Source organism: Ruegeria sp. YKSF131, from assembly GCF_059612645.1.
Map to the genome: position 1 here is coordinate 17651 of NZ_JBXWQZ010000041.1, position 25082 is coordinate 42732.

The 25082-nt window shown below is 60.0% G+C and carries 16 protein-coding genes; 7 read left to right on the forward strand and 9 right to left on the reverse strand.

Annotated elements, in window-relative coordinates:
• Window positions 1–7: 7 nt before the first annotated feature.
• Window positions 8–2305 (reverse strand): response regulator, encoded by a 2298-nt coding sequence (locus AC2FLZ_RS14510; RefSeq protein WP_496882330.1) that lies wholly within the window; start codon window positions 2303–2305, stop codon window positions 8–10.
• A gap of 115 nt (window positions 2306–2420) precedes the next feature.
• Between AC2FLZ_RS14510 and AC2FLZ_RS14515 the strand changes: the two genes are divergently transcribed.
• Window positions 2421–7847 (forward strand): alpha-2-macroglobulin family protein, encoded by a 5427-nt coding sequence (locus AC2FLZ_RS14515; RefSeq protein WP_496882331.1) that lies wholly within the window; start codon window positions 2421–2423, stop codon window positions 7845–7847.
• A gap of 36 nt (window positions 7848–7883) precedes the next feature.
• Window positions 7884–9941, forward strand: coding sequence for a penicillin-binding protein 1C (gene pbpC / locus AC2FLZ_RS14520; RefSeq protein ID WP_496882332.1), 2058 nt, complete (start codon window positions 7884–7886; stop codon window positions 9939–9941).
• A 20-nt stretch (window positions 9942–9961) separates the two neighbouring features.
• Here pbpC and AC2FLZ_RS14525 read toward each other — a convergent pair whose 3' ends face one another.
• The 4 genes from AC2FLZ_RS14525 to AC2FLZ_RS14540 are packed head-to-tail and all read right to left on the reverse strand — an operon-like array spanning window position 9962 to window position 16639.
• Window positions 9962–12004 (reverse strand): hypothetical protein, encoded by a 2043-nt coding sequence (locus tag AC2FLZ_RS14525; protein WP_496882333.1) that lies wholly within the window; start codon window positions 12002–12004, stop codon window positions 9962–9964.
• Window positions 12001–14763 (reverse strand): DUF4159 domain-containing protein, encoded by a 2763-nt coding sequence (locus AC2FLZ_RS14530; RefSeq protein ID WP_496714610.1) that lies wholly within the window; start codon window positions 14761–14763, stop codon window positions 12001–12003. The genes AC2FLZ_RS14525 and AC2FLZ_RS14530 overlap by 4 nt, the downstream gene beginning before the upstream one ends.
• The gene (locus AC2FLZ_RS14535) at window positions 14760–15635 is read right to left on the reverse strand and encodes a DUF58 domain-containing protein (protein WP_480623209.1); all 876 of its coding nucleotides are present in this window, start codon (window positions 15633–15635) and stop codon (window positions 14760–14762) included. Before AC2FLZ_RS14535 ends, AC2FLZ_RS14530 begins: the two co-directional genes overlap by 4 nt.
• Window positions 15632–16639, reverse strand: coding sequence for an AAA family ATPase (locus AC2FLZ_RS14540; protein WP_480519558.1), 1008 nt, complete (start codon window positions 16637–16639; stop codon window positions 15632–15634). The genes AC2FLZ_RS14535 and AC2FLZ_RS14540 overlap by 4 nt, the downstream gene beginning before the upstream one ends.
• 64 nt (window positions 16640–16703) lie before the next feature.
• Here AC2FLZ_RS14540 and AC2FLZ_RS14545 point away from each other — a divergent pair, with 64 nt between their 5' ends.
• Window positions 16704–17279, forward strand: coding sequence for a DUF1285 domain-containing protein (locus tag AC2FLZ_RS14545; protein WP_496882334.1), 576 nt, complete (start codon window positions 16704–16706; stop codon window positions 17277–17279).
• Here the strand turns inward: AC2FLZ_RS14545 and AC2FLZ_RS14550 are convergent.
• A complete protein-coding gene (locus AC2FLZ_RS14550) occupies window positions 17262–18206 on the reverse strand; it encodes a DMT family transporter (RefSeq protein ID WP_496882335.1) in 945 nt (314 codons plus the stop codon). The genes AC2FLZ_RS14545 and AC2FLZ_RS14550 overlap by 18 nt on opposite strands.
• A 178-nt stretch (window positions 18207–18384) precedes the next feature.
• Between AC2FLZ_RS14550 and AC2FLZ_RS14555 the strand changes: the two genes are divergently transcribed.
• Both AC2FLZ_RS14555 and AC2FLZ_RS14560 read left to right on the forward strand, forming a co-directional pair.
• Entirely contained in the window at window positions 18385–19140 is a 756-nt protein-coding gene (locus tag AC2FLZ_RS14555; RefSeq protein ID WP_480606161.1) for a hydroxypyruvate isomerase family protein, read from the forward strand.
• A gap of 62 nt (window positions 19141–19202) precedes the next feature.
• The gene (locus AC2FLZ_RS14560; RefSeq protein WP_480474477.1) at window positions 19203–19433 is read left to right on the forward strand and encodes a DUF2798 domain-containing protein; all 231 of its coding nucleotides are present in this window, start codon (window positions 19203–19205) and stop codon (window positions 19431–19433) included.
• A 43-nt stretch (window positions 19434–19476) separates the two neighbouring features.
• On the opposite strand, the gene polA is transcribed toward AC2FLZ_RS14560, so the two are convergent.
• Window positions 19477–22278 (reverse strand): DNA polymerase I, encoded by a 2802-nt coding sequence (gene polA, locus AC2FLZ_RS14565; protein WP_496882336.1) that lies wholly within the window; start codon window positions 22276–22278, stop codon window positions 19477–19479.
• Window positions 22279–22403: 125 nt separating this feature from the next.
• Window positions 22404–22583 (reverse strand): zinc-finger domain-containing protein, encoded by a 180-nt coding sequence (locus AC2FLZ_RS14570; protein ID WP_480476870.1) that lies wholly within the window; start codon window positions 22581–22583, stop codon window positions 22404–22406.
• A gap of 87 nt (window positions 22584–22670) precedes the next feature.
• Here AC2FLZ_RS14570 and AC2FLZ_RS14575 point away from each other — a divergent pair, with 87 nt between their 5' ends.
• Window positions 22671–23663, forward strand: coding sequence for an ABC transporter ATP-binding protein (locus AC2FLZ_RS14575; protein WP_496882339.1), 993 nt, complete (start codon window positions 22671–22673; stop codon window positions 23661–23663).
• Here the strand turns inward: AC2FLZ_RS14575 and AC2FLZ_RS14580 are convergent.
• Entirely contained in the window at window positions 23660–24124 is a 465-nt protein-coding gene (locus AC2FLZ_RS14580) for a DUF1203 domain-containing protein (RefSeq protein ID WP_480519548.1), read from the reverse strand. The two genes, AC2FLZ_RS14575 and AC2FLZ_RS14580, sit on opposite strands and share 4 nt — an antisense overlap.
• 110 nt (window positions 24125–24234) lie before the next feature.
• Between AC2FLZ_RS14580 and AC2FLZ_RS14585 the strand changes: the two genes are divergently transcribed.
• On the forward strand, window positions 24235–25082 hold an 848-nt coding region (locus AC2FLZ_RS14585; RefSeq protein WP_496882337.1), incomplete at its 3' end, for a PHP domain-containing protein.

Consider the following 25082-nt stretch of genomic DNA (forward strand, 5'->3'; position numbering starts at 1 on the left):
ACCCAGGTCACTTGAACTTGCAACCCGGTGTTAATCGCCTGAAGAGTCCGCCAGGCGAGGTTGGGTCCGGGTTTGCGCCACGCTCACGCCGGGCTTTGGCGCCGGGCATGGTGTCTGCGACCGAGCAGACGCAATCGGGTTGGTGTTGCAGGATCATCTGGTGAATGCGGTTCTTGTGTAGCGGTTTGGTCAGGTAGTGATCCAAGCCGGCTGACAGAATTCCCTGATCATCCCCCGCCATGGCATGGGCCGTCAGGGCAACGATTGGAACGTGGCGACCAGTTGAAACCTCGAGCCTGCGAATTTCCGCTGTTGCCTGTTTGCCGTCCATCTTCGGCATGGAAATATCCATGAAGATCAGATCTGGCTCGAACTCCTGATAGATCTCAACCGCTTCAATCCCATTCGAGGCAAAGCGAAGATCGATATTCAGATCCTTGACCATCTTCTTCAGGATCAATTGGTTAGTGCGGTTGTCCTCGGCGGCAAGAACCCTCATGTGTCGGGGGTGCACAGATTCAGAATCTTGCTTTTTAGAGACTGTTTTGCCCACATCCAGAGCGCCCCTTTCCAACGATGTGCCGTCGAATGCCATCAGCCTGCCATACAACTCGGACCGAGGGATGGGTTTCTGCAAGACACCGTCGATCAGGTCACGGGCAGGATGCGCGTGAATCAAACCGGGGCTTGCAGACATCACGACCACCGGAATGTCACCCCACCCGCGGTCCCTGAGCGAGATCGCAAGGTCCAGCCCATCCATATCCGGCAGGTCGTGGTCACAAAGAACCAGATCAATCTGATCATTCATCTGTGACAGCGCCTCGGTCCCCGACGTGCAAACCGTCACCTCAGCCCCCAGTCGCCCAAGTTGTTTGGCAAGAATGGCCCGGTTCACGGCAAGATCTTCGACCAGCAGGACATGTTTCAAACAATCCGCCAGGTTCGGAGGTTCGGGTCGCGGGCCTTCTACCGTGGGCAGCGTCACGCGAAAACCGAAACAGGATCCCTGGTCCGGCTCGCTTTCGACCCAGACCATGCCACCCATCAAGGTGATCAGCCGCTGGGTGATGGCAAGACCAAGCCCGGTGCCTTCAAATTGGCGGTTACGCTCGTCTTCGACTTGATTGAACTCGCCAAAAATATGGCCGGTTTTTTCTGCGTCGATGCCAATACCGGTATCTTCGATCGCAACATGGATATCACAGATTTGCGCATCCGGATTGGGCACCCCTGTCACCCGGACCAGCACATAGCCTTCGGAGGTGAACTTGACGGCGTTGCCGACCAGATTGGTCAGAACCTGCCGTATCCGACCAGGATCGCCCACAAAAAGGGTTGGCAAGAACAAGTCGTAATCAACCAGCAATGTCAGGCCTTTATCGCGCGCACTGGGCTGTAGCAGCATCGCAACCTCAAGAATGCAGCGTTCAAGATCGAACTGCTCCGGGTGCAGAGCCAGCTTGTCCGCCTCAATCTTGGAATAATCCAGCACGTCGTTGATGATGACCAGCAACGCCTCGCCCGAATTTCGGATCGTGTTGACGTATAGCCGCTGCTCTTCGTCCAGCGTTGTCTCGTCCAGCAATTCGGACATGCCAACGATGCCGTTCATCGGAGTACGGATTTCATGGCTCATATTGGCCAGAAAGGCCGACTTGGCCCGGTTTGCCGCTTCGGCTCGCTCGCGCGCCGCCTTAAGCTCGATTTCATGCCGGACCGACGCTGTGATGTTGAGAGCAAGGCTCACCATATCATTGCCGCTGCCGCGCTGGTCGATCAGGCGGATATAGTGACCGTTCCAAAGCTGCATAACGATTGGTGGCGGGTTGGCGCGGCTCCAGCGGGCCAGCATTCTGTCCTGCCAGTCTTCCGCGGATTCGTCCCCGATATCGACAATACCTTCTGACGTCAGCAAATGCAGAATACGCGGGTATGATATTCCCGGCGCGACTTCGTCCAGACCTTCAAAAACGCTCAGATACGCGGTGTTTGCGCCGATCAGCCGGTTGTCACCGTCAAAAAAGGCAAACCCGTCCTGAATTGTCTGAATCGAGTGCCACAAGCGGCGTTCGGCAACCTCGATCTTGGCGTTGGCCACGCAGAGGTCGGATTTGACCTTTTCGTTTTCATCCCGAACGGTTTCAACCTCAGCCTGCGTTTCGCCAATTCGTTTGGTCAATGCCATGGCATGTTGACCCAGTTTGCGATTGGCTGCCGAAAGCTCGGCCTGTTTCAGGGCCAGCATCCGTTCAGCTGCCAAACGCGCGCGCCGTTCCTGTGCCAATTTATGTGCAAGAGTCATTTGATTGATTCCAGAACGCTCTGCGCACAGCATCCCGGCAGAGGATGAAAAACTGTTTAAGCCGTTGCACAACAGGCGCACGCCATGCAACGCTGTGCCCAAAGAGGAGGGCACCATGCGCCGCTTTGTTTTTATTTCAATAACTTACATCATTTCACTTTTAGTCCTGCCCAGCGCCACCCAGGCGCAGGATGCAGTGCCTGATTTCCGCTATGTCACGACGCGGGACGCAGATTTTTACGGCTCGGATCTGGATGCCCTTTTCGATACCGATCTGAAGTCCTGCATTCAGGCCTGTTCCGCCAATACGCTTTGCACCGCGTTCACCTACAACACCCGATCCAATGCCTGTTTTCCAAAAAGCGGTGTAAACCGGCAAGAGGCCTATCAGGGGGCAGTATCTGCGCAGAAAGTAACTACCCCAGATCAGACCCAAGCATTGGCTGATGCGCGTGCAAACGCGTTAAGCGCACTTGGTGCCGCCGACCTGAAGCAAGCCGTTGATCAGGCGCGCGATCTGGGCTTTGTTCATATGGCGCAAGGTAACGACCTGCAGGTTGTTCTGGACGCGGCACGCAGCGCCGGCAGCCCGCGACTGGCAATGATTTGGACTGGTGTGGCCGTATCGCTCAGTGACGCGCCCGATCTATGGGTGGAATACGCGCGCTTGTTATTGGCGATAAACCCTACGGACCGGAGTGAAGGGCGCGATCTGCACAACCGTGCGCTGAATGCCGCAACCAATGGCTATTTGCGCGCGGACGCTCCCGGCACGCAGATTGCCGCCCTGATGACATTGGCCCGCGCCTTGGAAGAGGTCGAGCGTGGGCGCGATATGATCCCCGTGCTGCGGCTGGCCCAGGAAATCCAACCGCGCGAGGATGTACTGGCCGCGCTGAATGATGCCATCGGGAAATACGGGTTTCGCGTGGTCGACAGTTCTGTTGAAAGCGACGCCGCCGCACCGCGGATCTGCGTCGAGTTTTCAGAACCGCTGGTCAAGGCGGGGGTCGACTATGACCCGTTTGTCCAGCGCAGCGATGACGGGTTGGTGGTACAGGCTGAGGGCAGGCAGCTTTGCGTTGACGGTGTCGCCCATGGTCAGCGTTATCGCCTGACGCTACGCGAAGGCTTGCCCTCCGCCTCGGGCGAGGCGCTGAACCGCAATGTTGAGCTTGCCCATTACGTGCGCGACCGGGCGCCTTCGGTCCGGTTTCCCGGGCGCAGCTACGTTTTGCCGAAATCCGCTGACGCCGCTTTGCCTGTTGAAACAGTCAACGTCACCGAGCTGGATTTGATCCTGCGGAGGGTCAGCGACCGGAACCTGTTGCGCGCGGTTCAGCAGGATTTCTTCGGCCGCCCGCTCAGTGAATGGCAGGAAGCAGAATTTTCCGATGAAATTGCCCAGGATATCTGGACCGGCACCGCCGAAGTGGCCAACGAACTGAATCAGACCATGACTGCGCGCCTGCCCATGGTAGAAGCGATCGCGGATCAGCCCGCTGGCATCTATGCGCTGACCGCCCGTGTTCCGGGGGCCGATCCCTATGACGACCCGGGCGCGACGCAATGGTTTGTTCTGTCCGATCTTGGGATCAGCAGCGTGCTTGGCACCGATGGGCTGCACGTCACGGTGCGCGGGCTGAGCGACGCGGCTCCCCGTGAAGGTGTCGAGGTTTCACTGGTCACAAGCGCAAATGCGGTCATCGCCCAAGCGCGGACGGATGAATCGGGTTATGTCCGGTTCGACCCCGGTCTGACGCGCGGCAAGGGGGCCAGCGCGCCCGCACTGGTGATGGCGTCGACCGGGGACAGCGATTTCAGCTTTCTATCCCTGACCGATCCTGCTTTTGACCTGTCAGATCGCGGTGTTGAAGGGCGTGCGCCCGCGGGGCCGGTCGATGTTTTTCTAGCCACGGATCGCGGCGCTTACCGGGCCGGAGAGGTGATCCACCTCACCGCCCTGTCGCGCGATGGTGAGGCGCAGGCTATCGAGGGTCTGCCCCTAACCGCAATTCTGTATCGCCCTGACGGCGTGGAATACCGCCGAACCGTCTCGGATGGCGGCGTCGCCGGGGGGCATATCTTTCGTCTGCCTGTTGCGGCAGATGCACCACGCGGCGCTTGGCGGATCGAGATCAGATCAGATCCCAAAGGCGATGCGCTGGCGCGACAAACAGTGCTGGTAGAAGACTTCCTGCCGGAACGTATAGATTTTGAGCTGAACCTGCCGGACGCGCCCCTGCGTACCGGCGACAGCCCACCGCTTTCGATCGACGCGCGCTATCTGTTTGGTGCGCCGGGGTCCGACCTGAGCATCGACGGTCAGGTTATCGGACGCCCGGCGGACACAGTGCCAGGCTACGAGGGGTATCGCTTTGGCCGCTATGACGCCGAGACATCGATCAAAAGCACCTATTTCGGTGACACGCGCACAGACGCAAACGGCAAAGCATCCATAGCTGTTGAAATCCCTGCATTAGAGACGGAAGGGCAGCCAATTGAAGCCGAGGTTATTGCGCGACTGGCCGATGGCTCGGGCCGCCCTGTTGAACGTCGCCTGAGCGTTCCTGTCCTGCCGTCGCAACCTGTGATCGGTGTCAAACCCATGTTCGAGGACGTAATCCCCGAAGGTACCGAGGCCGCATTTCAGATCATTGGCCTTGCACCCGACCTGACCCCCAGCCCGATGCGCATGCGTTGGACGCTGAACAAGATCGAAACGCGGTATCAATGGTATCAGCTTTACGGAAACTGGAATTGGGAACCGACAACCCGACGCACTCGCGTTGCCACCGGAGACGTTGACGTCGCCACTAACCCTTTGACGTTGTCCCAGCCCGTGGACTGGGGCCGTTACGAGTTGGTGGTTCAACGCGTAGACGGCACCTTTACGGAAACCGCTGTCGATTTCCATGCAGGCTGGTATCAGGCCGCAGATGCTTCGACCACGCCTGACCGGCTTGAGATGTCGCTGGATCGCGACAGCTATCGGGCCGGGGAAACCGCACAACTGCGCATCGTTCCGCGCATGGCAGGTATCGCCCAGGTCGAGGTGCTGTCGAACCGCCTGATCCATCGCCAAATGGTTGCCGTGCCGGAAGGCGAGACAGTTATCCCGATAGAGGTGACAGAAGATTGGGGTGCAGGTGCCTATGTCACGGCCACAGTGATCCGACCAATGGATGTTGCGGCCGGTCAGAACCCGGCACGCGCCATGGGCGTCGCCTATGCCGCCATTGATCCTGCGGATCGCACGCTGTCGGTTGCCATTGAGGTGCCCGAGGTTACCTCACCCCGTCATACACAGAAGGCCCTTGTTAGGGTCGAAAATGTTACAAGCGATGATCCAGTCTGGCTAACCCTTGCCGCTGTGGATGTGGGCATCCTTAACCTGACGGAGTTCGAAAGCCCAAACCCGCAAGAGTACTATTTCGGGCAACGCCGGCTGGGTGTGGACCTGCGTGATGTTTACGGGCGGTTGATCGACGGCATGAACGGAACGATAGGTACAGTTCGCTCTGGCGGCGACAATGACAACGGGATGCGCCGCCAGTCCCCGCCACCGACGCAAGATCTGATGGCAGTGTTCAGCGGCCCGGTTCAGGTCGGTGTGGGTGGCGAGGTTGAGGTCGACATCCCTCTGCCCGCCTTCAATGGTACGGTCCGCCTGATGGCCGTCGCGTGGTCACAAAAAGCCGTCGGGCAGGCCGAGGCTGACATGATCGTCCGCGACCCGGTGGTGGTTACGGCCAGCTTGCCGCGGTTTCTGGCCCCCGGCGATCAAAGCCGGATGCGGCTTGAGATTGTCCGTGCGGATGGTGCATCCGGAGACATGGCGCTTGGCCTGACCACCACCGGTGGGCTGGAACTGGGCCCGGTACCGGCACGCTTTCTGCTGGAGGATGGTGGCAAAGCGGTGTTCGACATCCCTGTAACGGCCCATGTCATCGGCAATCCAGAGATCAGCGTTTCCATCACCACGCCAGATGGGCGCGATCTGTCGCAAACCCTGCGGATGCCGGTGCGGGCCAACGATCCCGTAATTGCCCGGACACGGCGCTTTTCGCTGGGTGCGGGTGACAGCTTTCTGTTTTCGCAGGATGTTTTTGACGGGTTTCAACCCGGCTCAGCCAAGGCCATCCTGTCAGCCGGAGCGCTGGCAAAGTTCGATATGCCCGGCCTGCTGGATCAGTTGAACCGTTACCCTTATGGATGCACCGAGCAGATCACCAGCAAGGCACTGCCGCTGCTTTACCTGTCATCTGTCGCGCAGGCCTCGGGGCTGGGCAATAGCCCGGAGGTGGATCAGCGCATCACGGACTCGATCCGAAGTATCCTGACTCGTCAGGCTGCAAACGGTGCCTTTGGCCTGTGGCGCGCAGGCAGCGGTGATTTCTGGCTGGACGCCTATGTGACCGATTTCCTGTCACGCGCCCGCGTGCAGGGACACCCGGTGCCGGATCAGGCTTTTGCGCAGGCCATGGATAACCTGCGCAATCGGGTCAATTATGCGCCGGATTTTGACGAAGGTGGTCAGGATATCGCTTATGCCCTGATGGTTCTGGCGCGGGAAGGCGCGGCGGCGATGGGCGATCTGCGCTATTATGCGGATGTCAAAGGGGATGCTTTCGACACGCCGTTGGCTGCAGCGCAACTGGGCGCTGCGCTGGCCTCGTACGGGGACCAGACCCGCGCAGACGCGATGTTCGTCCGTGCGGCGCGGATGCTGCAACAGGTGCCGAACGATCAGGAAAACCACTGGCGCGCGGATTACGGCACCCGCCTGCGGGATGCGGCGGGCCTGCTGACTCTGGCGGTAGATGCGGGCAGCGAGGCGATTGACCGCAACGCATTGATCCAACGGGTAAGCACGGGCCGCACTCCCCTGTCCACGCAAGAGGCCACATGGTCCCTGCTGGCGGCGCACGCGCTGGTGTCTGATCCGTCCGGCTCCGGTTTGACGGTCAATGGCGTGTCAGTATCCGGCCCCTTTGTTCAGGTTCTGCAATCCGGGCAGGCGGAAGAGGTCAACATCACTGCGACCGACGGTCAGGCAACCGATATCACCCTGACGGTGACCGGAATTCCCGAAGATCCGCCTGGGGCCGGTGGCACCGGCTATGCAATCGAACGGCAGTATTATTCGATGGACGGCGATCTGATTGACGCGGGCCGATTTGCCGTGGGGGACCGGTTCGTCACGGTTCTGACGGTCACGCCGTTTGAAAGCGGTGGGGCGCGTCTGATGGTAGACGATCCTCTTGCCGCCGGGATCGAGATTGACAACCCGAACCTGCTGCGATCGGGCGATGTACGGTCGCTGGACTGGTTGAATCTGTCTGATGCCACGCATACCGAGTTCCGATCGGACAGGTTCCTGGCTGCGGTTGACCTGTCGGGGCGCCAGACCGTGACGCTGGCTTACGTCGCCCGTGCCGTCACACCGGGCGTGTTCCACCATCCGGCGGCCTCGGTCGAAGATATGTATCGCCCCCAGAACCGCGCACGAACGGCGACGGGACGGGTCGAGGTGCAGTGACCGGCCATCGTTCATATCCTTGTTTGGGCGGCGCTCATGCCTAGGGTGCCGCGCCTGTTATTTGCGTTGGCCGGCGCTCTCTATCTGGCGGCATTGGCGCGGGATGGCGTTGACCGCTGGGTCGACGCCACAGTGCTGCCGCCTGTTCTGACTGAAACTTCGGTCGAGATACGGGATCGTAACGGTGACCTCCTGCGCGTGTTTCCGGTTGCAGATGGCATCTGGAGGCTGCAACCCGGTGCGGTCGATCCCAATTTCACCGCCATGCTGCTCCGGTACGAAGACAAGCGTTTCTGGACCCACGCGGGCGTGGACCCTGTCGCATTGCTGCGCGCAGCCGGGCAAAGCCTTTGGAATGGGCGCGCGGTTTCAGGCGGTTCAACTCTGACCATGCAGGTCGCGCGGCTGATCGAAGATGGATCGACCGGACGCTGGAGTGGCAAATTTCGCCAGATTAGGGTCGCATTGGCATTGGAGCGGCAGCTGAGCAAGACACAGATCCTGAACCTCTACCTGACCCATGCCCCCTATGGCGGCAATCTGGAAGGTATCCGTGCCGGTGCCCGCGCATGGTTCGGCAAAGAAGCGACCCGGTTGACTGCCGCACAGGCGGCCCTACTGATCGCTTTGCCGCAATCCCCGGAAGCGCGACGTCCGAATCGCAGACCCGAGGCAGCCCAAATTGCCCGAGATCGGATTTTGCGCAGGTTGGAGCGCTACGGCGTATTGACCAAGGCTGAGATGCACGCAGCCCTGACGGAGACCATTCCTGATCGAACGGTCCCGTTCCCGCGCCTTGCACCCCATCTGACCGACCGCGTGAAAGGCCAAACCCTTGCAAACGGTGTATTTGATCTGACCCTGGATGCAGAGGTGCAAGCCCGGTTGGAAACTTTGGTCGCTCGGGCCGCGGCGCGCATAGGGCCGCGCGTGTCCGGAGCCCTGATCGCAGCAGATCATCGCGACGGCAAGATTTTGGCCTCGGTCGGGTCTGCCGGGTATCGGGATGCGCGACAAGGTTTCGTGGATATGACGCAAGCCGTGCGGTCGCCCGGATCGACGCTGAAACCTCTGGTTTACGGGCTGGCATTCGATCAGGGGCTGGCCCATCCGGAAACCCTGATCAGCGACAGCCCGGTGATGTTCGGGCGCTACGCCCCGCGAAACTTCGATGGCGTTTTCCGGGGCGATGTAAGGGTTCGGGACGCGCTGCAATTGTCACTGAATATCCCTGTCGTACGCCTGACGCACGAGCTGGGCCCCGCGCGCGTAATGGCGGCACTGCGGACAGCAGGATCAGAACCGCGCCTGAGCAGTGGTACACCCGGATTGGCAATATCCTTGGGTGGCGTCGGGCTGAGCCTGCATGATCTCGTACAGATCTACGTGACGCTGGCCGCTGGTGGGCAAGGCCCGATCCTGCGCCATGACACCCTGGCTGATGCACGGCTCACCTCTCGTGTTTTGTCCGAAAACTCAGCATGGCAGATTGCGGATATCTTGTCCGGGATCACAGCACCCACGGGCAGCACTTCAGGGGCGCTGGCCTTCAAAACGGGAACCTCTTATGGGCACCGCGATGCCTGGGCCATTGGCTTTGACGGGCAGCATGTCATCGGGGTCTGGCTGGGACGCGCGGATGGCACACCTGTTCCCGGCGCATTCGGAGGCGGCGTTGCCGCGCCGCTTCTGACCGAGGCTTTTGGTCTGTTGAAACCCGAACTCACGCCCCTGCGCCCACCGCCGCCATCAACACTGTTGGTTGGCGCAGCACAATTGCCGCAACCGTTGCAACGTTTCCGGCCCCGCGCGGCGGCTTTCGAAACGGACCAAACCGCACCTGATCTGTTGTTTCCACCGGAAAACGCTCTGTTAGAGACTTTCGGTAGCCCTCTGACAGTGAAACTACGCGGTGGTGTCGGGCCGTTTTCCGTTCTGACTAACGGCGTGCCTGTATTGACCGGGCAACGGCAGCGAGAATTCGAAATTCCCAATCCCGGACCCGGGTTTACCTCACTTGTTGTGGTGGATGCACAGGGCCAATCCGACCGGGCCTCGTTCCGGATCGACCAGAGCGCGCCCGGTTCCCGTTAAAAAACAGCAACGGGCCAGCGTTAACGCCGCCCTTCCCGCAGCCAACCGCCTAGCAGGAACCCCCCAGCCAGCAGCAAGACAAGCCAGGGTGGCAGCAACCCGGCCTGCGTGACATCCCGCGTTTCATACGTGTTGCGTGGGGTCAGACCGATCCAGCCCCGACCGGCGGCGGGGCGTCCTGCGCGCACGTTGCGGATCGATGGCAGCCCATCTTCCAATCGGATCACACCGCCCCGCAACCCGGCCAGCACCGGTTCGAGGACATCACCTGTCGCGATGGTACGCTCGAACTCTTTCGGTGCAGCAGGGCCAAGGCCGATCACAGCCATGTGGTCAACTTCCTGCAAGCGATAAAGGCCGATCTCAGGGCCGTAATACTGCGCTTCAAACCGACCCGGAGAAACCTCTTTCAAAGTAATCTCCAACGTCTCGCCATTCGGCAAGGTGACTGTTACAGGGCCGACCTCTGTCCCAAGCGTCTGACGAATGATGCGCATGGACTGACCGTTGGCCTCGGCCCACAACGCCTCTTCTTCAAGTTCCGGTTCTTTCATCATCCAATGGGCCAGCCTGCGCAACAGCTCCAGCTGCGGGCCACCTCCTTCGAAACCGCGACTCCAAAGCCAGGCGTGGTCGGACGCAAGCATCGCAACGCGCCCTTCGCCAACACGGTTCAGGACAAGCAGCGGACGATCCTCGACCCCGGTCATCAGCACGTCGCCCGAGCGGTGTTTCACGTCGATCTGACGCAACCACGCCCCCCAATCCTCGGACTCTCCAAGATTGGTCGTGACCGGGTGACGATGCCCCAGATCACTGACCATCGGCACATATCGTTCCTCGATCACCCGCGCGGTTGGCTGGGCCGGCAAAACTGGCGCCAAGGGAGAGCGGAAGATGCTGTCGGCACCGGCGAAATCGGGACCGGCGGCAACCAGGACCGCGCCGCCTTCGTTGATGTAGCTTGTGACATTGTCCAGATAGATCGCAGGCAGAATCCCGCGCCGCTTGTAGCGGTCAAAGATGATCAGGTCGAAATCGTTGATCTTTTCCAGAAACAACTCGCGAGTCGGAAAGGCGATCAGCGACAGCTCGTCAACGGGCACACCGTCCTGCTTTTCAGGCGGGCGCAGGATAGTGAAATGCACCAGATCAACAGAACTGTCAGATTTCAACAAGTTACGCCACGTGCGACCACCCGGATGCGGTTCACCCGAGACCAGCAGCACACGCAGGCGGTCCCTTACGCCGTTCATCTGGATCAGGGCCGTGTTGTTGCGATCAGTCAACTCGCCTTCAGCCTGAGGGACAGAAAACTGGATCACGTTGCGCCCACCATGGGGCAAAGTGACGGGCAGTTCGACATCGCGACCGATTGGAATGCTGAACTGCTCGGGCTCGCCCCCATCCACCGAAATTTCCAACGGCGCTGATGTTGCACCTGCAGGGGCTGCTCCGCTGTCCTCCACGCGCAGGGTCAACGTCACCGATTCACCAATGATGGCGAAAGCAGGGGCGTTTCGGACAATAAGCCTGCGATCCCAGTCGCTTTCCCGCCCCGTTTGCAGCAGGTGCATCGGTGCGGGCAGATCCAGGGCCTGATCGACATCATGCACAATCCCGTCGGACACCACGAGGATACCGGCGATGCGCGCGCGCGGCTCTTCCGCCAGGGCTTCGTTCAGGGCTGCCATGATCTGCGTGCCCTCATCGCCTTCACCATCGCCGACCCGGATGCGTCGCAGTTCTGTATTGTCGCGTGCCTCGATCTCGGCGGCCAGATCTTCTGCGGCCATTGCCGTTTGTACCACCCGGTCTGAAAGCGTCTGGCTGGCGCTTTCATCCTCGAACATCAGAACGATATCTGTCAGCGGTGCACGATCCTCGATCTGGTAGACCGGGCCGGACAGCGCAGCGATGATCACCAGCACCGCCAACCCACGCAAGGCCCATCCCGACAATCCGCGCCACAAGGCCAGCGCGACCCCGGCCACGGCAATCATACCCACGACAAGCAGTATCGCCCACGGGATCAGCGGATCAAAGATGACGGTTCCTGTCATTGTCCCAACCTGTCCAGAAGGGCGGGCACGTGAACCTGATCGGATTTGTAGTTCCCCGTCAGCACATGCATCACCAGATTGACACCAAAACGATTGGCCAACTCGCGTTGCCTTTCCCCGGCATAACCGCGCCCGACGGGCAACAGGGCCTGCCCGTTGCGATCCACCGCCCAAGCACCGGCCCAGTCATTGCCGCCAATGACCACTGGCGTCACATTGTCGTTCAGATTGCGGAAGGGCATCCCGTCGATCTGTTCTGCATCCAGCGGCGCGGCTTCGACCCAAACCTCGGTGCCTGAATATCGGCCCGGAAAATCCTGTAAAAGGTAGAACGTGCGTGTCAGAACATGATCGCGCGGAATCGGCTCTAATGAGGGTATATTCAGCGGCCCGGCCAGTTGTTGCAGTTTGCGGCCATTTGGGCTGGAGGCACCGAAACCTGCGATATCCGCATCACGCGTGTCAAACAGGATCATCCCTCCGGACCGCAGATAGGCGTTCAGCTTGACATAGGCCTCGGCCGAAGGTTGCGACTGGTTCGCTGAGATCGGCCAATAAAGCAACGGAAAGAACGCCAGTTCATCCCGTTCCAGATCAACGCCGATGGGGTCTGCCGGTTCAACCGATGTGCGATAGAGGAGGGTTTGACCAAGCCCCCGCAACCCGGCTTGCGCAATATCATCTACTTGCGCATCGCCAGTCAGGACATGCGCCAATACCAGTTCGTGGGTCGCAGCCAATGCAAACTTGGTGTCCTCAGGCGTTTGTGCGTGACCTTCGGGTACCAGAAGGAAACCGGCCAGCGCCAAGGCCGTCGTCCGGGCCAGACCCAACCTGCCCGACAAAGCAAGCGATGCAATAACATCGATCGTGAGCAAAATCAGCGCAAGGCTGAGCAACAGACCGCCGAGCGGCATTTCCGTGCTGACCTCCTGCCCTTTGATCGGCACATTTGCGGGCCAGACAACAGGACGCAGCTGAGTTTCTTCCGAGACGACGTTCAACGCCAGCTTCTGCTTGCCACTTTCATAAAGACCCGGGCGCAGTTCCGGCCCGATCTGGCCCGATATCAGCTCAACCCCGTCGACACCGGCCAGGGTTCCGGCATCTGACAATGTGCCAAACCCGTCCATGATCTGTACCGGCTCCCATGTTGTTCCCAGTAACTGAGCCTCTTGCCGTGACTTTGCGGCCGAGGCCACGGCCAGCCGATCCAGCATTTCAACGAACAGGCCCGACAGTGGCAGGCTGGACCATTCTGCATCGGCGGTCACATGGAACAACACCACCTGCCCCAATCCCAGCGCCTTACGTGTCACCAAAGGCGTGCCGTCAGACAGCGAGGCAATCACACGATCCGCCAAGTTAGGGTCTGGTTGCGCCATGACCTGAGTGGAAACGACCACGTCATCAGGGATGTCCAATCCATAGAAAGGCGAGGTTTCGGGGAATGGTGCCAGGGTCTTGGCCTCACCCCAGCTCATCGCGCCGCCGACAGATCGCCCACCGCTGCGCAGCCGCGCAGGCAGCAGGGTGTCTTCGGTGTCACGCCCAAGATCGCTGGCCGCCATACGCGGGCCGGCAAAGCGCAGCAGCAAACCGCCCTGTTCGACCCATTCAATCAGGTCCGCCTTTTCAGGTTCCGACATCTGGGCCACATCTGACAGAACAATGACATCCGGATTGGCGGGCAGAACCTCAGTCAGACCGCCATCGACGAAATCCGCCGTGGGGCTCAGGACCTGAGTCAGATAATGCAGGGGTGACAGCAGCTCCAGACCTTCGCGGTTCAAACTCCCGGCAATCAGCGCGACCTCACGGCGACGCAGGCTGTCATCGGTCAAGGTCACGGTCCCGGCGGACCTTTGGCCCTGGATTTCGAACCGCGTGATCCGGGCGCGGAGTTCGGATGGCAGCGCCAGATCGACCTGCGCCGATGAATCCCCGGCTTCAAGGGTCAGTTCCACAGAATGCAGCACTCGGGCGGTTCCCGCCGGGTCGCGCCCTTGTGCCAATACTGTCACACGTTCCTCGGGGCCGGGGCCTGCGCGCTGCACTGTCACTTTGATCAGCCCATCCTGATAAGCCGCTGGCAGGATCGCCATGGGCCGGGACGCCGCCTGATACACCACGACATCGCCACGAGCCTGCAAGCTGGAGACCAGCGCCGCATGATCCACATAATCCAGCCGGTCACTGAACCAATGGGTGTCAAACCCCCCATCAATCGAATTTAACGCCGCAATGGCCTGTGCGATCTGAGGTTCGGTCGGCTGCCATGGGTTGGGCATCAGTCCCGGCAAATGTCCCCGCCAAGCCTCGGCCCCCTGAAAAACGGGTGTTTCCGGTTCGGTCAGGCGCAGGATAGCCACCGTGCGCCCTGCGCGACCGGCCTCGGTCAGTTGCGCATCGATCTGATCCAGCGTGGCCGACCATCGGGTCGCGCCTGCCCAACTGGCGTCCAGCACCATCAGCAGCGGCCCGGACCCGATCTCATCCCGCGACGGGTTCAGAACCGGACCGGCCAGACCTATGATCACCGCCGCAGCTGCCAGCATCCGCAGCAGCAAGAGCCACCACGGCGTGCGGTCCGAAACGCTTTCGTCATCCTTCAGGCCCAGCAGCAGCGTCACCGCCGGGAACATCCGGCGGATCGGCGCGGGCGGCACCGCGCGCAGGATCAGCCACAGGATCGGCAGGGTCAGAAGACCCAGCAGCACCCATGGAGCGGTAAAGCCGATGCCTGCCAGAACCGTCATCGCGTTCCCCCGTCCAGCGCACGGTATATCCACAACAGTGCCGCTTGTGCGCTATCGCCCGTGTGATGCAGGCCCATTTGCCAGCCAGTCGCCCGGCAAAGTTGCGTCAGCGCATCCTTACGGTGGGCGAGGCGTTGCAGATAGCGGTCCCGCAGCTCTGCCGCCTTGAGCGTTTCGTGTCGGACGGACCCACCGACGCTTTCGAAAATCGTACGTCCACGATAGGGAAATGTCTCTTCTCCCGGATCAAGCACCTGAAGGATCACGCCGCGAACACCACGGTCGGCAGCTTTGGTCAGGGCCAGTTCAACTTCATCCATTGGACCAAGAAAATCTGAAATGAACACGGCACGGGCATGCGGGATCATGGCGCGATGTTCGGGTGGCGCGTAATCCGATTGATCATCCTCGGACCAGGCTTGCGCCAGCCGGATGATCTGTGCATTGCCACGCCGGGGTGGCAAGGTCGTCCCTGTCAGGCCCACACGTTCACCGCCGCGGACCAGCAAGATGGACGTTGCAAGTCCCAATAGCCGGGCGCGATCCGCCTTGGTCGGCAACGATATGTCGGACGCAAACCGCATCGACGCCCCCTGATCGACCCAAAGCATTACCGATTGCGCGATCTGCCATTCGCGTTCCCGCACATATTGCTGATCTCCACGCGCCGAACGACGGTGGTCGATCATCCGGCGGCTGTCCCCGATCTGCGCAGGGCGGTATTGCCAAAAATCATCCCCCATGCCAGAGCGCCGCCGACCATGGTCTCCCAGCAGAACGGTGCCAGCCAGATGTTCGGCCCGCGCCAAAAGGGGCGGCAGCCGCGATGCCTCGGCCTCGGATCTTTCGCGAAGGGTCAGCGCGGCATTCACGCCGCCGCCTCGGTCCGGATCAACCCGACAGCGGTCGAGTCGATCAGGTCAGCCAGACTGTCACCGCGTGCCCGTGCCGCAAAGTTGAGAGCCATCCGGTGGCTAAGCACCGGGCGCGCCATATCCAGCACATCCTCGGCATTGGGTGCCAGACGCCCCTGCAACATCGCACGTGCCCGAACCGTCATCATCAGCGCCTGCGCAGCGCGTGGACCAGGACCCCACGCGACGGTTTCGGCAACCCGTTCGGATACGCCAGCTTCTTCCGGGCGGAAGGCCCGCACCAGATCAAGGATCAGCTCCACAACCGAGTCCCCGACCGGCATCCGACGCAACAGGACCTGCGCAGCCAGCAGTTCTTCCTTGCTGAAAATCTGGTACGCTTTGTCTTCTTCAACACCGGTCGTGGCCAGCAGAATATCCCGTTCGGTCTGGCGGTCGGGGTATTCTACATCGATCTGCACCAGAAACCGGTCCAGCTGCGCTTCGGGCAGGGGATAGGTGCCTTCCTGTTCGATCGGGTTTTGCGTGGCCAGAACATGGAATGGCACACCAAGGGAACGGTCCTCACCGGCTACTGTCACCGTACGCTCCTGCATCGCTTGCAGCAGCGCGGATTGCGTTCGCGGGCTTGCCCGGTTGATCTCGTCCGCCATCAGCAGCTGACAGAAGATCGGGCCGGGAATGAAACGGAAATGGCGGCTTCCATCGTCGGCCGTATCCAACACCTCGGACCCGAGAATGTCAGCGGGCATCAGGTCGGGCGTAAACTGAATGCGATTGCCATGCAGGCCCATCACGGTCGACAGTGTCTCGACCAACCGTGTCTTACCCAAGCCCGGCAGACCGATCAGAAGCGCGTGACCACCGCACAAAAGCGCAGCCAGAGTCAGGTCCACGACCCTTTCCTGCCCGATGAAGCGGCGGGTGATCGAGGCCTTGGCCTCTTGCAGCTTGTTTTCCAGCGCTTCGATCTCGGCTACGAGGTCGGCAGGTTCGTTCATGACTTTCCCTTCCGTGGACGAATATGATTGAAGTGTATCGCGCTGAGAGGAAATGGCAAAAGCAATGAGCGGACAAAAACCTGTGAAACCCTCGCCCGACGGATTAGCCGCATCGGTAAAAGCCGCCAAAACCCGGGGTTTACCGCCCGTTCACCTGTGGAATCCCCCGTTTTGTGGCGATCTGGACATCCGTGTCGCAAAAGATGGTACATGGAGTTATTTAGGCTCGCCCATCAATCGGTTCGAGCTTGTGAAGCTTTTTTCCTCAATTCTTAAGAAAGAAGACGGGAAATACTATCTGGTCACGCCGGTTGAAAAGGTGGGAATCACTGTCGAAGACGCGCCGTTTATCGCCGTGGATTTCGAGCAAACCGGCGAAGGTCTGACGCAGAACCTGACCTTTCGCACTCAATTGGACGACGTCGCTGTTGCAGGGCCCGCGCATCCGATCCGGATTGTTATCGATCCTGAGACAGAAGAACCGTCACCCTACATACTGATCCGCACGAACCTCGAAGCGCGCATAGATCGCAAAAGCTTCTATCGCCTTGCCGAGATTGGTAGCCACCTTGAGGGCTGGTTTGGTGTCTGGTCAGGCGGGCAGTTCTTCCCGCTGATCCCTTCAGCCGATTTTGGTTGACCGCGGTGCGCGGTCCTGTGCCAGCACGACGGCCAAAGCGACCACGCCCGCGCCCAGCGCACGGGTCCAGTTCCAGTCCTCCCCCAGCATCAGCATGATCAGCATCACGTAAAACGGGGCAATATTGATGTGAAACGAAGCCAGCGCCACGCCCAGCTTTCCCACAGCCGAGATGAACAACACCTGGCTGAGCCCCAGTGATATCAAGGCATAGATCCCAAGCATCCCCCATTGCTGTCCATCAATGGCGGCGGTTGGCAGCACATCCATGCCCAGCTGGGCCGCCCCAAAACTCAGCACCGCGGCCATGAGCAACCCACCGACGAAGGTAATCGTGCAGCGCCCGATCTGACTAAGCTCCGGGAAGTCGCGCGCGGTGGCCATGCTACCCCAACAAAACAGGCCCGTTGCAAGGATCGCCAGAACCGCACCCAGCCCCAGCTGTTCGGGCGCGGCGGTGCTGGTTGCAATCAATCCACCCAGAACCGACACCAGAACACCCAACGCAAAGGTCCACTTCAGCCGTCGGGTTCCTGCCATCAGTTCCAGTACTGTTGCAAGCAAGGGCGCACAGGATGCAATGATCGCGACCGTCACCGGATCCGTCATTTTCTGCGCGACGATCAGCAAAAACATGGCAAAGCCAAAACCAAAGCCGCCGACAACCATCGCCCGACCCCATCTGGCGCGTAACACTCTGCTTGGACCGTCCAGCAGAATCCAGACCGGAATCAGAACGGCAACCGCCAGCACCAGACGCGCGGTCAGCAATGCAACAGGGGGCCAGGTTTGCAGCAGAACTTCGGCCGCCGGGAAACCCGCTGCCCAGGTAATCATGGAGGCAACCGCCAACCCATTCCCTGACAACGCAGAGTTTTGACCGCCGGGCAGAGCGGTAGTTGCCCCGCGTACGGGTTCCGGGCTCATCGCCATTGGATTCGAACCTTTTGTTAAGGCGGCGCCCGTAATGACGCGCCGCGCTGAGCGGACCCTTGCTGATTCGGTGCAGGCGATCTGGTCGATTTTCGACAATCTGTCGTTTTCGATCCCTTCCCCGAAAATCATCCCTTGGTTATGGTCGGATAACCACAACCGCTGACCGCCTATGCCCAAATTTGCCGCCAACCTTTCGCTTCTGTTTACCGAAATACCTTACCTGGAGCGGTTTCAGGCGGCGGCAGATGCCGGGTTCACCGCAGTCGAGGTTTTGTTTCCCTACGACATCGCCGCGACGGAAACCCGCCGCGCCTTGCTTGCCAGCGGGTTGGAGCTTGTGCTGATCAACGCGCCACCGCCCAACTACACCGGCGGTGCGCCGGGTTACGCAGCGATCCCCGATGGTCAATCGCGGTTCCAGTCGGATATCCGCCGTGTCCTGCGATATGCCGGGGTGCTGCGCCCCGGCCTGATCCACATCATGTCCGGATACGCCACAGGGCCGGATGCATTGAATTGTTTTGTGCAAAACCTGCAATGGGCCGCCGATTTCGCCCCCCAGCAAAAATTCACCATCGAACCGCTCAACCCGGTTTCACAGCCCGGATATTTTTTGAACGACTACGATCTGGCAGCAGATGTGCTCAACCAGGTGGATCGCCCGAATGTCGGCCTGCAATTTGACAGCTTTCACGCTCATATGATTCATGGCGACGCGCTGGCTGTCTGGGACCGCTTTCATCCGCAGGTGGTCCATGCCCAAGTTGGCGCAGCCCCGGATCGCACGGAACCGGGTCGTGGACCAACGGATTTCAAGGCCTTGTTCTCGACCATGGACGCGGTAGGTTATAGCGGCTGGGTCAGCGCGGAATACACACCCACAACACAACGCACCTGCGACACACTTGACTGGATGCGGGACTGACACTGGTAATTTTCATTCAAATACCGCACATCAGCGGCATTGTGACCATTAGGATGCCTGCCATGATACCAGCCCGCTATGCCCGTGCCGTTTTCAGCCTGATCATGTCCGGCCTCATGTCCTTGATTGTAACAGGGATCGCGACGGTCAAAGCGATTGGGTTTAACCCTGGAACAGTTGGCGACTGGATGGCGTCCTGGGCTTTTTGCTGGCCCATCGCCTTCACCGTAATCCTGCTGTTTGGCCCGTCTGTGCAACGAATGGTGAACCGCATGGTAAGGCCGCAGGGCTGACCCGATGCATGCACAGCCCGCCGAGACCTGATGAACAACGCCGCTAGTGCGCCTCGGCCCAGTTCGCCCCCTTCCCGGCATCCACGACCAGCTTCACATCCAGCTTGACCGCAGGATCCGAGGCGCCCTCCATCACGTCACGGGCCACGTCGATCACCTGATCCACCGCATCTTCGGCCACCTCGAACAACAACTCGTCGTGAACCTGCAACAGCATCCTGGCAGGCAATCCGGCGATCGCGTCCGGCATTCGCACCATCGCGCGCCGGATCACATCCGCCGCAGTACCTTGAATTGGTGCATTGATCGCCGCGCGGCGCGAGAACCCGGCATGTGGCCCCTTGGCATTGATCTCGGGCGTGTGGATCTTGCGCCCGAACAGGGTTTGCACATAGCCGTGCTCTTTCGCGAATTCGACTGTGTCGTCCATATAGCGGCGAATGCCTGGGAAACGTTCGAAATAACGATCAATAAAGCCCTGCGCCTCGGCCCGTGGAATACGCAGGTTCCGGGCCAGTCCAAAACCCGAAATGCCGTAGATCACACCGAAGTTGATTGCCTTTGCCTGACGGCGGATATCAGGCGTCATCTCACCCAACGGCACATCAAACATTTCGGACGCAGTCATGGCGTGAATATCCAGCCCGTCCGAAAACGCCTGTTTCAGAGCCGAAATATCAGCGATATGGGCCAGAATCCGCAACTCGATCTGGCTGTAGTCGAGGCTGACCATCACATTGCCCGGCTCGGCGATGAATGCCTCACGAATACGCCGCCCTTCTTCTGTCCGCACCGGAATGTTTTGCAGGTTCGGATCGGTCGAGGCCAGACGCCCCGTGTTCGCTCCGGTGATCGAATAAGACGTATGCACCCGGCCTGTGTCGGGGTTGATATGGGTCTGTAGCGCGTCGGTATAGGTCGATTTCAGCTTGCTCAGCTGCCGCCAGTCCAGAACACGGCGCGGCAACTCGTGTTCGGTTGCGAGGTCTTCCAGAATATCTGCCCCGGTCGAGTATTTCCCGGTCTTGCCTTTCTTCCCGCCTTCCAGACCCATCTTGTCGAACAGGATTTCGCCCAGCTGAGCGGGTGATCCGACATTAAATCTTCCCCCGGCCAACTCGTGAATTTCATCCTCTAACCCGGCCATTTTCTGGGCAAATGCGTTGGACATCCGGCTCAGGACATCTCGGTCGACCTTGATGCCATGCATCTCCATCTCGGCCAGCACCGGCACAAGCGGCCGTTCCAGCGTCTCATAGACCGTTGTCACCTGCGCCCGATGCAATTGCGGTTTGAACAGCTGCCACAAACGCAGGGTGATGTCCGCATCTTCGGCGGCATAGGCCGTGGCCTCGTCAATCGCGACCTTGTCGAAGGTGATTGCCGACTTCCCCGACCCCAGCAGCGGTTTGATCGGGATCGGTGTGTGGCTCAGATAACGTTCGGACAGAGTGTCCATCCCATGCCCATGCTCACCGCCATGCATGGCGTAGGACATCAGCATCGTATCGTCGAGGGGTGCCACGTCGATGCCATGCCGCCTGAAGATCTTGGCATCATACTTCATGTTCTGCCCGATCTTGAGGACCGACGGATCCTCGAGCATCGGTTTCAAAAGCCTCAGGGCTTCTTCCAATGGCATCTGCCCCTCGGCCAAAGCATCCGACCCAAACAGATCATCCGCTGATCCATCGCGGTGGGTCAACGGGATGTAACAGGCTTCTCCGGCCTCGACACACAGCGAAATACCCACCAGACCGGCAATCATCTCGTTCAGGCCCGTGGTCTCTGTGTCTACAGCAACCCAACCACGCTCATAGGCCTGGTCAATCCACTTTTGCAGGGCCGCTGCATCACGCACGCATTCGTATTTCGAACTGTCAAACGGGATCACCTCGGCCTCGACCTCTTCCACCGCTGGCGCAGGGGCGTCGGCAATCACCGGAGCCTCAACCCCCAGCTTGTCAGCGATACGCTTGGTGAGGGTGCGGAACTCCATCTCGGCCAGAAACGCCAACAGCGTGTCTGCATCGGGGTCCCTCACCTCAAGGTCATCCAAGGTGAAATCCAGCGGAGTATTCTCATCCAGTTGAACCAGTTTCTTCGAAAGCTCGATCTGGTCTCGCATTTCGATCAGGGTCTGGCGGCGTTTGGGCTGCTTGATCTCATCTGCCCGGTCCAGCAGGGTTTCCAGGTCGCCGAATTCATTGATCAGCAAGGCCGCCGTCTTGACCCCGATCCCCGGCGCGCCAGGAACATTGTCGACGCTATCACCAGCCAACGCCTGAACATCGACCACACGTTCCGGTCCGACCCCGAACTTCTCGACCACGCCATCCCGGTCAATGCGTTTGTTCTTCATCGCATCCAGCATTTCGACGCCGTCACCGACCAACTGCATCAAGTCCTTGTCGGAACTCACGATGGTCACTCGGCCACCGGCATCCCGTGCCTGAACAGCGAGGGTCGCGATGATGTCGTCAGCCTCATAGCCCTCCATCTCCTTGCAGGCGATGTTGAACGCTTTCGTCGCCTCACGGGTCAGTGGCATCTGTGGGCGCAGGTCCTCGGGCATCGCCTCGCGGTTAGCTTTGTAGAGGTCGTAAAGATCGTTCCGGAAGGTATGGGAGCCCTTATCAAAGATCACCGCCACATGGGTCGGCGCATCTGGCCCCGTATTTCCCTCGACATATTTCTGCAGCATGTTGCAAAAGCCCGAAACAGCCCCAATTGGCAACCCATCCGACTTGCGGGTCAGTGGCGGCAGCGCATGATAGGCCCGGAAAATAAAGGCCGATCCATCGATCAGATGCAGGTGACACCCTTTTCCGAAATTCGTGGTCATTTCGCGCCCTCTCTGATCACTTGCGAAAACACTAATGCCACGGGCGCAACGATAGAGCCACCCGCACCGCGGCCGCAATCTTCATCTTTTCAAAATACTCAATGCCCGCACCGGGCAACACGGGCTCAGGCGTCAGTCTGATGCCCGGCCAGAACATATTTGCAGTCGCAATAGGGGCACTCGACCCAGCCCGTGTCTTCGGGGATCTGCAGCCACACGCGCGGATGACCCAACGCACCTTCGCCGCCATCACAGGCAACACGGGCGGTTTCGACGATCTTGGTTTCCGGCGCTTCGATGGTCACGGCTGGCGATCCTTCTTCGGTTGTCGGCCTCGCGGGCATGTATTAGGTGCGTTTATGAGCGATGATCAAACCGGGGGCAAGTGCCACATGTATGACGCGGCAATCAGGATCGAAGGGCTGCGCAAAACCTATCGCGGTGGCAAGGGTCAGCCCGAGAAACATGCGCTGAATGGCATTGACCTGACCGTCCCGCGCGGCTCGGTTTTTGGTCTGCTGGGTCCGAACGGTGCAGGAAAATCGACCCTGATCAACATCCTGGCTGGTCTGGTGGTGAAATCGGCGGGCCGCGTAGCGATCTGGGGCTTCGATCAGGATCAGAATCCACGCCAGTCACGATCGGCCATTGGTGTGATGCCGCAAGAGCTGAACCTCGACCCGTTTTTCACCCCGCGCGGCGCGCTTGAGGTTCAGGCTGGTCTCTATGGTGTTACGAAATCCGAACGGCGCAGTGATCGGATTCTGGAACTGGTCGGTCTCAGCGACAAGGCCGAGGCCTATGCCCGCACTCTCTCGGGTGGAATGCGGCGGCGGTTACTGTTGGCCAAGGCACTGGTGCATCACCCGAAAATCCTTGTGCTTGATGAGCCGACAGCAGGTGTGGATATCGAACTGCGCCAAATGCTCTGGGCCAATGTTCGCAAGCTGAACGAACAGGGCATGACCATCATCCTGACCACCCACTACCTGGAAGAAGCGCAGGAGATGTGCGACGAGATCGCCATTATCAACCACGGTGAAAAGGTCGCGCAGGACAGCACCGCCAACCTTTTGGGCCGCATGGATAGCCGCACTATGGTGATTGTGCCCGACAGCCCGATCATTGATCTGCCTGCGTCGGAAGGCGTCGAGGCAGCTCTCCGCGATGATGGCAGCCTTGTCCTGCAATACCGCAACATCCAGACCAGCGCCGAGCAGGTTCTGGAATCGGTGCGCGCCGCGAATATCCGCATCCGCGACGTCCGCACCGAAGAGGCCGATCTTGAGGATGTATTCCTTGCCCTGACCTCGTCCCGTACCGAGGATCATCTGGCGGATGATCAGGATCAGCCACGCCGGGGCATCCACCGGGTCAAGCTTTAGGCGCGGTCTATTCGCGCCTGATAGCAGTTATTCCGCGCAGACCGCACGTGAATATAGGCGACGTCGGATCGGGAAAAGATTTCCCTGACTTTTGCGCCGATCTGGTCCGTCGGCGTGACCGCCCCGGTGCCATAGACGATCCTGTCATCCGCACCGTAGCCCTTGATCAGATAGTCGGGCGAGTTGGTCAGAATTTCGGGCAGCGCGTCTTCCTCGTACCGTTCACACGGTGTTGCACACAGAAAGATCGGGCCGGTTTCCGCATAGGGATGTGTCTCTGAAAAGGGCCGATGCGCCAATATCAGCATCTCATCGCCCTCTGGAATATGTCGCAGGCAGTGGCGGCACGGGTTACCTGTACCCGTCGACACAGCGCGCTCCGGCGTTGAACCATATGCATCCGGGCCACCCGCCTGAAGAGCGCGTACATCGTTTGTGGGCAAAGCGGTGATTTTGAACATCTCGGATCTCCTTTTTTGCTGACCATGCCCGTGTGACCGGACCCAATCGACCCGTTTCCTGCGCAAAGGACTCGAAAAAGAACAAAACGTGAATATAATATGGAATCGCCATGTATGCCGAGCTGTCGATCACGTCGAATTTTACCTTCCTCACCGGGGCCTCGCACCCCGAGGAGTATATGGAGCGTGCCGTCACCCTGGGTCTGCCTGCCATTGCGATTGCCGATGACAACTCGGTCGCCGGGATCGTCCGCGCCCATACTCAAGCACGCGAGATCACCCGCAAGGTCCGCGAACGGCTGGCGTGGGAGGCGCAGAACACATCCATCGGTCCACCCTGCCCCGATCACATCCCCAAGCCGCCCTCCTATCCCATCCACGCGGTTCCCCGCCTGATCCCGGCGGCGCGGCTGATCTTCACCGATGCGCCCACTGTCACCGCCTTACCCCTGAACCGACAGGGCTGGGCCAACCTGTGCCGCATCCTGTCCAGGGGTCGCCTGCGCGCCGAGAAAGGCGATTGCATCCTGCACCTGTCTGACCTGCTCGAATTTTCCGATGGCCTCCACCTGCTGCTGTGGCCACAGACAGCGGGCTCTCCAGGCGGCGCGGGCGCGTGGCGGACACAGGTGCAGCAGCTGACGCGCCGCTTTGCCGGGCGGATGCATCTGTTGATGCACCCTCGGTATGATGGCGCCGATGGTTCGTATTTCTCTTTATTAGAGATTGAGGCAAAACAGCTTGGCATCCTCACGCTCGCCAGCGCGACACCGCTGATGCACCACGGCACCCGCCGCAAACTGGGCGATGTGCTGACCGCCATCCGCCTGCGCCGCAAAGTGGACGCATTGGGCCGGGACGCTTTGGCCAATGGTGAACAGCGCCTGCGCTCCGAGGCCGAGATGCTACGCATCTTCAAGGGTCATGAAGGTGCCGTTGCCCGCGCCCATGTGCTCAG

Bases quoted from the DNA above. Each gene is read 5' to 3' on its own strand.
- AC2FLZ_RS14510 (WP_496882330.1), bottom strand. From the start codon at position 2,305: ATGACTCTTGCACATAAATTGGCACAGGAACGGCGCGCGCGTTTGGCA.
- AC2FLZ_RS14515 (WP_496882331.1), top strand. From the start codon at position 2,421: ATGCGCCGCTTTGTTTTTATTTCAATAACTTACATCATTTCACTTTTA.
- pbpC (WP_496882332.1), top strand. From the start codon at position 7,884: ATGCCTAGGGTGCCGCGCCTGTTATTTGCGTTGGCCGGCGCTCTCTAT.
- AC2FLZ_RS14525 (WP_496882333.1), bottom strand. From the start codon at position 12,004: ATGACAGGAACCGTCATCTTTGATCCGCTGATCCCGTGGGCGATACTG.
- AC2FLZ_RS14530 (WP_496714610.1), bottom strand. From the start codon at position 14,763: ATGACGGTTCTGGCAGGCATCGGCTTTACCGCTCCATGGGTGCTGCTG.
- AC2FLZ_RS14540 (WP_480519558.1), bottom strand. From the start codon at position 16,639: ATGAACGAACCTGCCGACCTCGTAGCCGAGATCGAAGCGCTGGAAAAC.
- AC2FLZ_RS14545 (WP_496882334.1), top strand. From the start codon at position 16,704: ATGAGCGGACAAAAACCTGTGAAACCCTCGCCCGACGGATTAGCCGCA.
- AC2FLZ_RS14550 (WP_496882335.1), bottom strand. From the start codon at position 18,206: ATGAGCCCGGAACCCGTACGCGGGGCAACTACCGCTCTGCCCGGCGGT.
- AC2FLZ_RS14555 (WP_480606161.1), top strand. From the start codon at position 18,385: ATGCCCAAATTTGCCGCCAACCTTTCGCTTCTGTTTACCGAAATACCT.
- AC2FLZ_RS14560 (WP_480474477.1), top strand. From the start codon at position 19,203: ATGATACCAGCCCGCTATGCCCGTGCCGTTTTCAGCCTGATCATGTCC.
- polA (WP_496882336.1), bottom strand. From the start codon at position 22,278: ATGACCACGAATTTCGGAAAAGGGTGTCACCTGCATCTGATCGATGGA.
- AC2FLZ_RS14575 (WP_496882339.1), top strand. From the start codon at position 22,671: ATGTATGACGCGGCAATCAGGATCGAAGGGCTGCGCAAAACCTATCGC.
- AC2FLZ_RS14580 (WP_480519548.1), bottom strand. From the start codon at position 24,124: ATGTTCAAAATCACCGCTTTGCCCACAAACGATGTACGCGCTCTTCAG.